The 13,515-nt window shown below is 41.4% G+C and carries 13 protein-coding genes and 1 tRNA gene; 9 read left to right on the plus strand and 5 right to left on the minus strand.

Translation table 11 applies throughout. From position 1 onward, the window contains the following. Positions 1-40: 40 nt before the first annotated feature. The 6 genes from folP (at position 41) to KQP93_RS06310 (ending at position 4,708) form a co-directional block, all read left to right on the plus strand. Positions 41-889, plus strand: coding sequence for a dihydropteroate synthase (gene folP, locus KQP93_RS06285; protein WP_217876373.1), 849 nt, complete (start codon positions 41-43; stop codon positions 887-889). Beyond that, positions 882-2,237: a phosphoglucosamine mutase gene (gene glmM / locus KQP93_RS06290; protein WP_055196995.1), complete on the plus strand. Its 1,356-nt coding sequence runs from the start codon at positions 882-884 to the stop codon at positions 2,235-2,237. Before folP ends, glmM begins: the two co-directional genes overlap by 8 nt. 69 nt (positions 2,238-2,306) lie before the next feature. After that, a complete protein-coding gene (gene tpiA, locus KQP93_RS06295) occupies positions 2,307-3,056 on the plus strand; it encodes a triose-phosphate isomerase (protein ID WP_217876374.1) in 750 nt (249 codons plus the stop codon). Position 3,057: 1 nt separating this feature from the next. Further along, positions 3,058-3,405 (plus strand): preprotein translocase subunit SecG, encoded by a 348-nt coding sequence (gene secG / locus KQP93_RS06300; RefSeq protein WP_217876375.1) that lies wholly within the window; start codon positions 3,058-3,060, stop codon positions 3,403-3,405. Between the two features lie 76 nt (positions 3,406-3,481). Next, positions 3,482-3,566 (plus strand) — tRNA-Leu (locus KQP93_RS06305). Between the two features lie 197 nt (positions 3,567-3,763). Next, positions 3,764-4,708: a general glycosylation pathway protein gene (locus KQP93_RS06310; RefSeq protein ID WP_217876376.1), complete on the plus strand. Its 945-nt coding sequence runs from the start codon at positions 3,764-3,766 to the stop codon at positions 4,706-4,708. Between the two features lie 42 nt (positions 4,709-4,750). On the opposite strand, the gene KQP93_RS06315 is transcribed toward KQP93_RS06310, so the two are convergent. The 3 genes from KQP93_RS06315 to KQP93_RS06325 form a co-directional block, all read right to left on the minus strand. Further along, positions 4,751-4,903: a hypothetical protein gene (locus KQP93_RS06315; protein ID WP_167350228.1), complete on the minus strand. Its 153-nt coding sequence runs from the start codon at positions 4,901-4,903 to the stop codon at positions 4,751-4,753. Further along, positions 4,903-5,745, minus strand: a complete 843-nt coding sequence (locus KQP93_RS06320) for a VOC family protein (RefSeq protein WP_254907721.1) — start codon at positions 5,743-5,745, stop codon at positions 4,903-4,905. The genes KQP93_RS06315 and KQP93_RS06320 overlap by 1 nt, the downstream gene beginning before the upstream one ends. Before the next feature lie 211 nt (positions 5,746-5,956). Next, positions 5,957-6,550, minus strand: a complete 594-nt coding sequence (locus tag KQP93_RS06325; RefSeq protein ID WP_217876377.1) for a LuxR C-terminal-related transcriptional regulator — start codon at positions 6,548-6,550, stop codon at positions 5,957-5,959. Between the two features lie 526 nt (positions 6,551-7,076). On the opposite strand from KQP93_RS06325, the gene KQP93_RS06330 reads away from it, so the two are divergent. Further along, complete coding sequence (locus KQP93_RS06330; RefSeq protein ID WP_217876378.1) at positions 7,077-9,299, plus strand: TonB-dependent receptor; 2,223 nt, start codon at positions 7,077-7,079, stop codon at positions 9,297-9,299. 41 nt (positions 9,300-9,340) lie between these two features. On the opposite strand, the gene KQP93_RS06335 is transcribed toward KQP93_RS06330, so the two are convergent. Beyond that, positions 9,341-9,709, minus strand: a complete 369-nt coding sequence (locus KQP93_RS06335; protein ID WP_217876379.1) for a hypothetical protein — start codon at positions 9,707-9,709, stop codon at positions 9,341-9,343. 49 nt (positions 9,710-9,758) lie between these two features. On the opposite strand from KQP93_RS06335, the gene KQP93_RS06340 reads away from it, so the two are divergent. Both KQP93_RS06340 and ggt read left to right on the plus strand, forming a co-directional pair. Beyond that, a complete protein-coding gene (locus KQP93_RS06340; RefSeq protein WP_217876380.1) occupies positions 9,759-10,304 on the plus strand; it encodes a GNAT family N-acetyltransferase in 546 nt (181 codons plus the stop codon). A 76-nt stretch (positions 10,305-10,380) separates the two neighbouring features. Continuing rightward, a complete protein-coding gene (ggt, locus tag KQP93_RS06345) occupies positions 10,381-12,039 on the plus strand; it encodes a gamma-glutamyltransferase (protein ID WP_217876381.1) in 1,659 nt (552 codons plus the stop codon). A 224-nt stretch (positions 12,040-12,263) separates the two neighbouring features. Here the strand turns inward: ggt and KQP93_RS06350 are convergent, their stop codons facing one another. Beyond that, a complete protein-coding gene (locus KQP93_RS06350) occupies positions 12,264-13,466 on the minus strand; it encodes an aromatic amino acid transport family protein (RefSeq protein ID WP_082873949.1) in 1,203 nt (400 codons plus the stop codon). Positions 13,467-13,515: the final 49 nt, after the last annotated feature.

Raw genomic sequence — 13,515 nt, forward strand, 5'->3', positions numbered from 1 at the left:
TAACGTTGTTGAGCAAATGCATGGAAGTTTGAAGGTAAAAATGACCGCTCTTAAGTTACCCCGAGGTCGTATTTTACACCTCGATTCCCCAGTGGTGATGGGGATTCTAAATGTCACTCCTGATTCATTTTCTGATGGTGGAAGTTACTGCCAACTAGACAGCGCTGTCAAACAAGCTCAAACATTATTAAATCAAGGTGCAAAAATAATTGATATAGGTGGCGAGTCAACTCGTCCAGGGGCACCTGATGTTTCTCTTGAAGATGAGCTTGAACGCGTTATTCCTTTAGTTAAAGCGCTCAGAGCAAGCAGTGATTGTATTATTTCGATTGATACCAGCAAAAGTGAAGTAATGCGCCAAGCAATAATTGCAGGGGCTGACATAATCAATGATGTCAGAGCATTACAGGAGTTTGGGGCGGTAGAGGTATTGGCACAATACCCAGAGGTGGCAATTTGCTTAATGCATATGCAAGGTCAGCCTCGCACTATGCAAAGTAACCCACATTATAATGACTTGTTTAATGATATTAATGAATTCTTTGCAGAGCGTTTAGCAACGTGTGAGCAAGCGGGCATTCAGCCTGAGCGTATTATTTTAGACCCAGGTTTTGGCTTTGGTAAAACACTGGCTCATAATTACGAAATCTTAAATAAGTTTGATGTATTTAACCAATTCAAATTACCGGTTCTTGCGGGGTTATCTCGTAAATCAATGATCGGTAATTTATTAAATAGAGACACACATGAACGCTTAGCGGGAAGCCTTGCCGGCGCGCTGATTGCAGCACAAAATGGTGCTAAAATCATTCGCGTTCATGACGTACAAGAAACAGTTGATGTGCTTAACGTTTGGCAAGCATGTACTAAAGGAATTACAAATGAGTAAAACAAGAAAATATTTTGGCACGGACGGTGTAAGAGGCATGGTTGGTGAGTACCCAATCACTCCAGAATTTGCGCTAAAGCTAGGTTGGGCTGCAGGCCGTGTATTATCGAAAATAGGCACTAAAAAGGTCATTATTGGTAAAGACACCCGTATTTCTGGCTATATGCTCGAAACATCACTTGAGGCAGGTTTGATTGCTGCTGGTATTGATGTTGTTTTGTTAGGGCCAATGCCAACGCCAGCGGTTGCTTATTTAACGCAAACGTTCCGTGCTGAAGCGGGTATTGTGATTAGTGCATCTCATAACCCTTACCATGATAACGGTATTAAATTCTTTTCAAGCAGAGGCTTAAAACTACCTGATGAAGTAGAGCTTGAAATAGAAGCTATGATGGATGAGCCAATGACCTGCGTTGCCTCTGACAAGCTTGGTAAAGCGCGTCGTTTAGAAACAGCTGATGGTCGCTACATTGAGTTTTGTAAAAGCCAATTCCCACAAGGATTATCGCTAGAAGGTTTAAAAATAGTACTCGATTGCGCAAATGGTGCTACATACCACATTGCACCATCAGTAATGCGTGAGTTAGGCGCTGAAGTAATCTGTCACGCCTGCGAGCCAAACGGGGTAAATATCAACCTTGAGTGTGGTGCTACTCATGTTGAAACGCTTAAACGTAAGGTTTTAGAGCATAATGCTGATGTTGGTATTGCTTACGATGGTGATGGTGACCGAGTAATGATGGTAGACCACAATGGGCGTGTATTTGATGGTGATGACATTGTTTATATCATTGCTTGCCAAGCTGCAAATGACGATATTTTAGGTGGTGGTGTCGTTGGCACTGTGATGTCAAACATGGGCCTTGAAAATGCCTTAAAAGCGCGCGGTATTGGTTTCGCTCGCAGTAAAGTAGGCGACCGTTACGTAATGGAACTACTGCAAGAAAATGGCTGGAAAATCGGCGGTGAAAGCTCAGGTCACGTGTTAAACCTTGATTTAATCAGCACGGGTGATGGCATTATCTCAAGCTTGCAAGTGTTAGCAGCAATGGTTGCGCAGAATAAAACATTGCAAGACTTAGGGGCTGGTTTTACAAAATACCCAATGAAAATGATCAATGTTCGTTATCCACAAGGTACCGATCCAACACAAGATCAAGCTGTAGTTGATATGGTAGCGCACGTTGAAGAACAGTTAGGTGATACAGGCCGAGTATTACTTCGAAAATCAGGTACAGAGCCTGTTGTTCGAGTAATGGTTGAAGCTGAGCAGGAAAAAGTTGTCCTTGATAGCGCACGTAAAATAGCCGAGGTTGTCGAAACTGTGAGCAAACAAACCCAGGCATAACAATAACCTCTTGTAACTTTGGGCAAGTCGAGTTAGTATCTTGCCCGCTTTCTAATGTGGAGTGGAATAATGGCAACACGTAAGCCGATGGTCGCAGGTAATTGGAAAATGAACGGCTCTCTAGAGCTTGTTGAACAGTTATCAACTGCTATCAAAAATGTTCAATCGGATGAACTGGATATAGTGGTGTTTCCACCATTCCCATTGTTGAGTTCTTTGCAGCAACAAAACGTAACGTTTGGTTCGCAAACAGTCTCTGAAAACCAACCTGGCGCATTTACGGGTGAAGTAGATGCTCAGTTAGTAAAAGACTTAGGCGCAACTTACACGCTAGTTGGCCATTCTGAACGTCGTAGCATTTACGGTGAATCAGATGATGTTGTTGCAGATAAGTTTGCGCGAGCGCAGCAAGTTGGCTTAACTCCTATCCTATGTGTGGGTGAAAGTGAGCAGCAACGTGAAGCAAACGAAACTGAATTAGTGGTTGCAGCTCAAATTGATGCTGTAATTAGCAAATTAGGTGTAGCAGCACTGAAGAATTCTGTGGTAGCATACGAGCCCGTTTGGGCCATTGGCACAGGTAAGACTGCCTCTCCTGAGCAAGCGCAAGCCGTGCACAAGTTTATCCGTGAGAAGGTTGCTTCTTCGGATAGCGACGTAGCACAGCAGTTAACCATCTTATATGGTGGTAGCGTGAATGAAAAAAATAGCGAATTATTATTTGCACAACCAGATATAGACGGCGGCCTTATTGGTGGCGCCAGTCTTAAAGCAGATTCATTTACTGCTATCTGTGAAAGTGCAAAAGGGACCGTATAAGATGTACGAAATTTTATTAGTAGTTTATTTAATTGTTGCTTTAGCATTAGTTGGTATGGTTTTAATCCAACAAGGTAAAGGCGCAGATATGGGTTCATCATTTGGTGCCGGCGCTTCTGGTACCGTGTTTGGCTCATCAGGTGCTGGTAACTTCATGACTAAAACAACAACAATCTTAGCGACGATTTTCTTCGTACTAAGTATTGTTCTAGGCAACCTTACTGCAGGTCAAATTAAAGAGACAGATAAGTGGGAAGTCATAGAAAAAGCGCCAGCTGTTGAAACTGTAACGCCAGCACAATCTGATGTGCCTGCGACAGAAGATAAAACGTCTGACGTACCTAACTAATTAGCTTTGCTAATTCTCGTTAAGCAGTTTTCACTCCTCAAGTAAACGTTAAGCTTAACAACATACAGAATTGTATGCGGATGTGGTGGAATTGGTAGACACGCCATCTTGAGGGGGTGGTGGCTTCGGCCGTGGGGGTTCAAGTCCCCCCATCCGCACCAAAATTAAAAAGCTGTAACTCACTGAGTTACGGCTTTTTTCGTTTTAGTGCTTCATAAAACAAAATGCGCACCTTTATAGTGCTTTTATTCTAATGTTATTCCTCTGCACGAAATTAACTAATTGATTATTAGGTGAAATAAAAATTGGAGCCTTCCTTGCTTAACTAGAATTGGTATCACTACTTTGAGGAAGCAAGATGGCTAGAATGAGTTATTTAAGTGCTATAGAACGCTATGAAGAGCAGCAACAGCTTATTCATGAACTTCTTCTTTCTATACTTGCCAGTGTTCAAGCATCGTTGACTAATAAGCAAGCATATCAACAGCTCGTCAACCAATACCCATTCCTAGAATTACAATATTGTTTGAATGAGCAAGGCATTCAGCAAGGTGATAATGTTTGTTTTAAGCGTCAATACAAAAAGAAACTGGGTCATGTTGGGGCTGGGCAAGATTTGAGCGCTCGACCTTATTTTTTAGTCGCCTCTGCTGCGCCCGTACCGCACTTTACTTCGCCGTATATTTCGACTGCGACTAAACATCTTTGTATTTCAGTGATCAAAACAATCCCTTCAGGCAACGATGAACAGCACTTTTTGGTTATCGATGTGTGTTTAACAGAGCTTATTGAGTTTATTATGGGAGACACTAAGCGAGCCAGAATGACACCTTACTTTAAGGTCGGTTATGGCTTGATTGTCGCTTGCTTGTTCTGTTTGGTGTTCTACCTGCTATATAAAGTGTTTGCTGGAATGGTGGACTTAGTCATAAGCGAAGACACTCAGTCAGACCCACTAAAACCATTTACCATTATTATCTTTGTTACTTTAGCGTTGGCTATTTTTGATTTAGGTAAAACAATTCTAGAAGAAGAAATCCTCATGCATAAGGATATTTTTCGCCACAGCTCAACAAGACGTACGATCACACGTTTTATCTCAACAATTTTGATTGCAGTATCGATAGAAGCCTTGCTAACCATGTTTAAAGCTGCACTCGGGCAAACTGAGTATGTTATACCTGCTGTATTGATGATGTTTGCTGTAGTAGGTCTGTTGATTGCACTGGCAATTTACGTTTACCTAGGCGCCAAGGCTGAAGATGTGCTTACACGAGTTCAGCGGTTAAAAGTAAAACACTAATGAATAGGGCGCTTTGTTTACAGCTCAGCGCCCTGAAATTGATTAAAGTGTACCGCCAATGCCAATACTTGGGTTAACGTACACAGGGCCTACTTTAAACGGCGCATTAATATCTAAGCTTGCATAGGGGGTGCAGGCATTTAAAGCTAACATTGCAGCTGCAAGAGCAGCTAAGCGAATCATTTTTTTATTCATTACATTTGCTCCTGAATTATAATACCAGCACCCGCTGGATCACGAATAATTGCGACGCTGCCACTTCGTACTTTGTCATTTGGTGCCATTAGGACTATGCCGCCTGCCGCGGTTACTTTTAATAGGGTCGCGTCAACATCGGCTACTTTAATGTAATTCACCCATGTGTTACCTATCTCGGCATCTGGTTTTTTTACAAAGCCAATCGCAGGTGTGCCATTTAAGGCTAAGTAACTGTAATTTCCATTGTTAAGCGGTTTACTTTGTGCTGAATAATCCCCAAGCGATTGGTAAAAGGCTTTACTTTGCTCCGGGTTATCACTCCATACTTCTTGCCAAATCCAGCCATTATCAGTTTGATGAGTTTCAGGGTCGCCATTAACGGTATTGATCAGTGAAAAAACAGCCCCTTGGGGGTCTTCTAATACAGCAATAGTGCCACGACCTTTGATTTCGGTATTGCTTACTAATACTTTACCACCGGCAGCGATCGTTTTTTCGCTGACGGCAGCGATGTCTTTACTACTGATAAGGCTGAGCCAGTGGCTGGCATTTTGATTATTATCAAGTTCAGCCATGCCTGCAATTAACTTACCGTTTAATGATGCTAACGTATAGCTGTCGTTAACGGCTTCGAATTGCCAACCAAATACACTGCCATAAAATGCTTGAGATTGTGTCAAATTGGGTGTGATCAAATCATGCCACACAACGTGGCCTGAGTTTTTTGTTCCTGAATCACTGATTGCAGGTAGTTCACTTGAGGTAAGCTGGCAACCAGTCAATGAGACTGCTGTGACTGCCATTAAAATTGCAGCGCGTAAGGGGGTGAGTACTTTCAAAGTTTGCTCCTTGCAAAATGGGGTCAAGTAAAAGCATAGACCATTATTTGTTTGTTATTCAATCAAAAACTAATTTCTCAAATGATAAAGAGTTAAATAATTATTTTGCAAAAATACCTAAAGCTTTGAGCAAAGCTGTATAGATCAAGTTATAGGCTCTAGGGTGGAAACAGAGTTATGAGGTATTACCTAGGTACAATTCACTTGCAATTTAGCCCGCAAGCTTATTGAGTTTGTCTATATTTCTTTCGCACCACTGCAAGGCTTTTTGTTTGTTTTTAACATTAATTTTTTGGTAAATCTTGTGCAAGTGAACTCGCACGGTCGCTTCGCTAATAAACAAAGTATCGGCGATTTGAGGGCAGCTCGCGCCAGAAGAAAGCAATTGCAGCACTTTAGATTCTTTAAACGTTAAGTTATTTGATTGAATGTGATTTTTTTGCTCAGTTTCGAGCATTTCTCTCATCCATTTATCGCTCACTATTCTTGGAAACCACAGTGCTCCCTTTTTAATTTCTTGCAGTCCTTGTTCAAAAATATCTGTTTTGGTGTTTTTAAAAAATAACCCTTTTAACTTTGGCCAGTCTTTTAATGGCAGCACGTCCGCTCTATCAGGCATATTAAAAATCACCAGATGATGATAGCCATGAGCCTTCATAAATTCGCTTATTAATTCACGGTTGGTCAAAGTGTCTAAAGAGTCGTAATTAAGCAGCAGAGTTTTATCATCGTTCGCAATACAGTAAGGAAGAGTCGAAGCAGGTGACACAAAATCAGCTGCGTTTTTATTAAAAAGAAAATCCATATTCACGCCAAAAACTATCGGTAAATGATAACAAGTAAATTGTGTTACTGATTATTACGTTTAAAAAGTGAAATTCCAACAGAGGAAAATTTTGCACACATTTTTGTTTAGTTAGCTTTTGCTAACTTGGCTGCACTTTATTTAACATTACCTGAGCTAGGTACTCTTTGGAAGCTGAGAAATTTCTGAAATTTGTTTCTACTTGATTGAAAAGCAATAAAAAACATGTTCACTTTTCGTTCATTTTAATTGTGTTACCAAGTAAGTTTATAGCGATAACATAGTGCTAAACATTTATTTTTATTTACTAATTTACAAAGAATTTAGTAACTTATAATTCGAAAAAACGGAGGTGATGTGGTTTATTTATACAGTTTTTGATAAAAATTAAAATAATTATACATATTTTCACAAAACTGACATATAATACCCCTCCAGAGGAAAGATGCTTATACCTAAGCGTCTTTTTTTATGCCTGAAATTTACGGGTAAAAATATACACACACGGTATCCTTTGGAGTTTTAATTGAAATTACGTCACCTCTCACAGTTAACTGTAGCCATCGTTGCTGCATTATCTACTTCAGCCTTTGCTGAGCAAGAAAAAACCACTGCTAAACAAGATGCTTTCGAAAAAATCGAAGTAACAGCGCGTAAGCGTACAGAAAGCATTTTTGAGTCGCCAACAGCAGTGACATCAATCGGTGAAAACCTGATTGATAAAGCGAACATGAGCAACCTAGAAGACATCGGTAAATACGTACCTAACCTAAACATCACTCGTTACGGTGTAGGTAATGCGGCACATGCATCTGTGTTTATTCGTGGTATTGGTTTACAAGACCACGTGATCACAACTGATCCGGGTGTAGGTGTTTACTTAGATGGTGTTTACCTTGGTCGCCAAATGGGCTCTAACTTATCATTACCAAATGTTGAGCGTGTAGAGGTATTACGTGGCCCACAAGGTACTTTGTATGGTCGTAACACATTAGGTGGTGCAGTAAATATTATTACTAAGCAACCTGGTGATGAAGGCATTGTGACTACAAATGCAAAAGTAGGTAGCCGTGGTCGTTTAGCCGGTGACGTTTACTTTAACAACAGCCTTACCGACACTGTAAGCATGTCTGCAAGCGTGTCTTATAAGCAACGCGATGGTGTAGGTGAAGCGATTAACCTTGCTAACCCAGAAAAAGAAATTGGTGAAGAGCAAGAATTAAGTGGTCGTATGGCGCTTAAATGGCAAGCAAACAGCGATTTATCTTTTGTTTTCTCAATTGATGGTGTTGATAACGAATCAGGCCAGTCACCATACACAATTGAGCTAACGGCGCCACTTGATCCGAATGATCCATTCAATGGTGATTTCCCATTACTTACAGAAGACATGTTACCAAGCGATCCTGATGATTTAGCATCAACAGTAGCGGGTATTGAGTCGACGGCTTATTCAGGCTGGGGTACTTCATTAACAGCTGATTGGGATATCAATAATACGTACACAGCTAAGTTCATCACAAGCTACCGTAGCTCAGAATACGAAGGTGGTCTTGATGATGACGCTGTTGCCCTTAACCTATCTGAATTCCCTGAAGAAGGCGGCGCAGATCAATATTCATTCGAAATCCAGTTAAATGGTAGCTTCGATAACATGGACTTTGTATCTGGCTTGTACTTCTTTAATGAAGATGGCTTCACAAGTTCTGGTCCGTTTGTATTTAGCCCATTCAACACACCTGATGGCCTTTTGAATGATGGTACTACAGCGTCTTTTGGTGATTATGGTTACTTTGATATCAACCAAGAGACTAACTCATACGCAGCTTATATCAATGCAAGCTATGACCTAAGCGACGATTTAACTGTGGGCGGTGGTCTACGTTATTCGAAAGATAAAAAAGAAGCCGATGCCTTATTCCCAACGTTTGCAACACGCAAATACGTAAGTGCTGATTTTGATGCAGTAACATGGGATTTAAATGCGTCTTACCAGCTTAGCAATAACATGAACGTGTATGGCCAAATCCAAAAAGGTTATCAAACAGGTGGTTTCCCACCGCGTCCATTTGGTGGTCCTGATCAATTTGTTTCTTTCGATGAAACAAAAGCAATTAACTACGAGCTAGGCCTTAAAGGTCAAGTACATGAAGACGTATCTATGATGCTTGCGGTGTTTGTTACTGACTACACAGACCTAGCATTACCATTCTCAGATCCAACTGCGGGTGGCGGTTTCGTTACTATCGTAGAAAATGCCGGTGAGTCTAAAGCACAAGGTATCGAGCTTGAGACAACAATTGCGTTTACAGATGACTTTACGCTACGTAGCGCAATTGGTTACCTAGATTCAGAAATCACAGAAGTAGATGACGGCGTTTTAGGTATTGGTAAAGGTGATTCACCAGCACTTACACCACGTTGGACTGTGATGGTCGCACCTTCTTATTTCATTGATTTAAGTAACGGTGGCACAGTGGCAGTAAACGCTAATTACTCATACCGCAGCGATATGCAAGGTCAGTCAGTTTACAACCAAAGTGAACACATTGATTCTCGTGAATTAGTGGGTTTCAACATTTCTTACTTAAACCCGAACGGTGACTTTGAAGTGACTCTTTACGGTGAGAACGTGTTAAACGAAGTATACGATGTTGGCCGTTTACAACAATCTGGTTTTGTTGGCGTAATGCGCAGCAATGACCGTAGTGAATTTGGATTAAAATTCAAAAAAGAATTTGAGCTTTAATCACTAACAAAAAAGGGCAAGTAAATACTTGCCCTTTCTTTTTAATTATTTTTCTCTTGCTCGCGTTTTTCGCGCGCTTCTCTTAATTCTTCAGCCAGTTCTTTTGCTTTTTGCTTGGTTTTTTCAGACAGCTCACCAGCCGCTTCTTTACTCTCAATCCATGCATCTAAGGCAATTTCTTTACCGTCGTCATACATGCTGAAGCCCATTTTCTTACTTTCTTCGAGTAACTCTTGCAGTGAGTCGTCATTAAACTCATTGGTGGCGTCTTTTACGTCGCCCCAAGCGTCATTTAGCGCTTGCTTTACTTCTTCTTTTGCTTCGCTAGCATCTTTCTTGGCTTGCTCGGCATCGTCACATCCTGTTAAGGCAATACAGCCTAATAAAACTAAACTTGCTAATTTGTTCATATTTTTCTCTAATGGTTAATCAACTCTTAAGCAGTATAAGCAATAAAAAATGAATATAGCTAGAACAGCACGATTAAGTTTTCGGTTAATGGACGAAAATGATGCCAAGCTACTTTATGAGCTCGATAACGACCCTGAAGTTATGAAACATCTCACTCGTGGCAAAGTGTCCAGTATGCAGAGCATTAAAGAGGTATTCATTCCTCGCTTGAATGCCTATAGAAATGAGCAAAAAGGCTGGGGGCTTTGGCAAGTAAACATCATCGAGAGCAATGAATTTATCGGTTGGGTATTAGTCAGACCCATGGGCTTTTTTGAACAGCCTGATTTTAGTGATTTAGAAATTGGTTGGCGCTTTAAACAAATGAGCTGGGGTAAGGGCTATGCGTCAGAAGCCGCACTTGCCATTGCCAAAGTAGTTAGCGAGCCAGAGGAAGTAAAGTCGCTAAGTGCCACAGCACTTAAAGAAAATCTAGGCTCAATAAAGGTGATGGAAAAACTGGGGCTTAAGTTTGTAAAAAACTATACCCATAAAGATGAGCAAGGTGAATTACCTGCAGTACTTTATTCATGTTCTAAAGAGCAGCTTAGCTAAGTTAATCGTAACTAATTGACCTTAAGGGTTACACATGTCTAAATGGTCAAAATAACATCAAGCATAAGGAAGTACCATGGCAAATTTAGTCAAATACGCGGCACATCTGTTGATCATTACCGCGATATTCTTTCATCCGTCAAGCTTTGCAAAGCAAGCGGCTGTCGCGATGCCAGATAGTTACAGCAGTGATACGGCACGGGCTATTTTAGAGCAAGGCGGCAACGCCGTTGATGCGGCAATTGCGGCACAGTTTGTATTAGCGGTTACTTTACCTGAAGCCGGTAACATTGGTGGTGGCGGCTTTATGCTGATCCAAAAAGATGGCAAAGGTGATTTTATTGATTACCGCGAAACAGCCCCTGCTGCAGCTCATCGCGATATGTACCTTGATGATAAAGGCGATGTTATTGATAACATGTCAGTATACGGTATTCACGCAAGTGGTGTTCCGGGCAGTGTTGCTGGCATGTGGCTTGCCCATCAAAAGCACGGAAGCTTAGAGTGGAAGACTCTGGTAGAGCCTGCAGTTAAGTTAGCAGAGCAGGGCTTTATTGTGCATCCTAAGCTAGCTGCAAGTGTTGAGCGTTACATTGCACGAATGGCCAAAAAGTCGGTAAACATTAACTTTGCTGATTACTTTGCCGATGCCAAAGCAAATAAGGTATTTAAGCAGCCGGAACTTGCCGCCACACTGAAACGTATTCGTGATCAAGGTAAAGCAGGTTTCTACGAAGGTGAGACAGCGAAAATCATAGCGTCATTTATGAAGCAACACGGCGGCATTATTACTGAGCAAGACTTAAAAGCGTATCAAGCTAAGTCGCGTACACCAATTAAGGGTAACTGGCGTGGTTACGAAGTGCTCACATCGCCACCGCCAAGTTCAGGTGGTATTGCTATTTTACAGTGGCTAAAAATGTACGACTTAGCAAAGCCAAAAGGAACGCTTGAGCACAACTCAACCACCTACGTTCATATTTTGGCTGAAGTAGGTAAACGCGTATTTGCCGACAGAGCAGAATATTTAGGCGACCCAGATTTTTATGAAGTGCCAAAAATAGCCTTGCTTGCAGATGATTACCTTAGCAATCGTGCAAGTACAATTCGTCCAGATGCTATTTCAACAACTGAGAACATTAAACCGGGTTTACACGAAAGTGAGCAAACAACGCATTTTTCTATTCTAGATAAGTGGGGCAATGCCGTTGCGAATACCACGACCATCAACTTAAGCTTTGGTAGTGGTGTGGTTGTATCGGGCGCAGGATTTATTTTAAATGACGAAATGGACGACTTTAGTGCCAAGCCAGGTGTGATGAATGTATTTGGTGCAATTGGTGGTAAAGCTAACGAAATTCAACCTCATAAACGCATGTTGAGCTCAATGACGCCGACCATTCTACTTCAGGATAACAAAGTTAAAATGGTAACAGGCTCACCGGGTGGCACTACGATTATTAGCTCTGTGTATGAGTCTATTTTAAATGCGGTTGAATTTGATATGACTGCAGAGCAAGTGGTAGACAGCCCACGTTTTCATCACCAGTTATGGCCTAAAAATGTGATTAGATACCACATTGGTCTTGAACCAAAGGTTGTTAAAGCGCTTGAGAAAATGGGTTATACACTTGATGAACGCCATTTTGGTGATATGCATGTGATCATCAATAAAGACGGTAAATTAGATGCGGCATCTGAAGCATCTGGCCGTGGTATAGCAATGGTGTTTTAATTATACCAATCCGCAATAATACTTAATCATTTTGAGGGATTAAACCTGTCGCTACCTGCGTTAAAAATTTCTCATTTAGAACAACTAAATAACGAAATTTTTGCCTTGTTATCAACAAGGTTTTCTTGCCTCAAAATAGACTACTTAATTAAGCGAATTGGTATTACACCTTAAACACAGGTACAAAAAAAGCACCCTCGGGTGCTTTTTATTTGATGAGGTGTTTAACCAATCGCTGGAATAAGCCCTGCCATTTGTAAACCTTGAGCACTAATAATAAGCACACCAAACAGGGCGGCGAGTGCTAAACCAATATTACCGCCTTTAACTTGGTAACCCGCATCAGGTTTGCTGCTTCGTTGCTTATAGACCATAGCAACCGGTAAAAACACCGCTAAAATAACCAGCGCAATGGCGGCGTAGCCAAGTGCCATAATAAACCCTTGTGGATAGAATAGCGCAAAGCCTAGTGGTGGAATAAAGGTGATCAAGGCTGTTTTGATTCGATCTTTACTGCCATCACCTTTTTTGAATGCATCGGCAAAAAAGTCGAATAAACCTAAACTCACGCCTAAGAAAGACGTGGCTAACGCTAAATCAGCAAAAATGTTCACAGCGGTGGCAACATGTGGGCTGTGAGCAATGCTAGCAACACTGCTTACAAAACCTGGTAATCCTTGGCTTTGAAGTAAGTCGCTTTGACTCATCATGCCTTGGCTAAGTAACTGCCAAAAAATGTAAATTACTAAAGGCAGTGCCGCACCTGCCACCATTACTTTGCGAAGTGTTTTGATATCTAAACCCACGTATTTCACAATCGACGGAATAGAGCCATGAAAACCAAATGAGGTAAACACCACCGGGATTGCAGATAAAATCAGACCTTGTTCAATCGGCATTTCAAGTAAGTGTTGGCCGTGTACATAAGGCGTCAGCATATAAAATAAGCTGGCTAGTACGCACACTTTGATTGTGAACAGTACGCGGTTGAGCTTATCGACTTTGCTGGTACCAAGTGTCACCACAGTGCCAATCACAATAGCCAGAATAACTGAGCCAACTTGCGGTGCTAAAGAAAGCGATAAACCATTGTTGAGCTTTTCTTGTAATTGCGCACCGCCACCTGCGATATACGCAGCGCATAATGCGTAAAACAAAAACATCACTGAAAAGTTAGCGACCCATTGCCCACGTTTACCCAACCATGATTTAGCTAACGTATTGAGGGTTGCATCTCTGTCGGCATATTGATGCAGCTCTAGCATCAGTAATGCTGTGTAGGTCATTAAGACCCAAGTTAAAAAGATTAGTGATAACGCTGTTGTGAAACCAAGCCCTGCGGAGGCGATAGGCAATGCCAGCATCCCTGCACCTATGGTGGTGCCAGCAACAATTAACATGCTACCTATTGTTTTATTTTTAAGCACTTTTTGCCCCTTAAACTTCGTGAGAGGCAAGCAAGATATAACTTGTTTA

The organism is Pseudoalteromonas shioyasakiensis, from assembly GCF_019134595.1.
Classification (GTDB): Bacteria; Pseudomonadota; Gammaproteobacteria; order Enterobacterales; family Alteromonadaceae; genus Pseudoalteromonas; species Pseudoalteromonas shioyasakiensis_A.

What these genes read in the sequence shown, in the direction of transcription:
- glmM (WP_055196995.1), top strand. Translation starts at nt 882, where the DNA reads ATGAGTAAAACAAGAAAATATTTTGGCACGGACGGTGTAAGAGGCATG.
- KQP93_RS06310 (WP_217876376.1), top strand. Translation starts at nt 3,764, where the DNA reads ATGGCTAGAATGAGTTATTTAAGTGCTATAGAACGCTATGAAGAGCAG.
- KQP93_RS06315 (WP_167350228.1), bottom strand. Translation starts at nt 4,903, where the DNA reads ATGAATAAAAAAATGATTCGCTTAGCTGCTCTTGCAGCTGCAATGTTA.
- KQP93_RS06340 (WP_217876380.1), top strand. Translation starts at nt 9,759, where the DNA reads ATGAATATAGCTAGAACAGCACGATTAAGTTTTCGGTTAATGGACGAA.
- tpiA (WP_217876374.1), top strand. Translation starts at nt 2,307, where the DNA reads ATGGCAACACGTAAGCCGATGGTCGCAGGTAATTGGAAAATGAACGGC.
- ggt (WP_217876381.1), top strand. Translation starts at nt 10,381, where the DNA reads ATGGCAAATTTAGTCAAATACGCGGCACATCTGTTGATCATTACCGCG.
- KQP93_RS06325 (WP_217876377.1), bottom strand. Translation starts at nt 6,550, where the DNA reads ATGGATTTTCTTTTTAATAAAAACGCAGCTGATTTTGTGTCACCTGCT.
- KQP93_RS06335 (WP_217876379.1), bottom strand. Translation starts at nt 9,709, where the DNA reads ATGAACAAATTAGCAAGTTTAGTTTTATTAGGCTGTATTGCCTTAACA.
- secG (WP_217876375.1), top strand. Translation starts at nt 3,058, where the DNA reads ATGTACGAAATTTTATTAGTAGTTTATTTAATTGTTGCTTTAGCATTA.
- folP (WP_217876373.1), top strand. Translation starts at nt 41, where the DNA reads ATGACCGCTCTTAAGTTACCCCGAGGTCGTATTTTACACCTCGATTCC.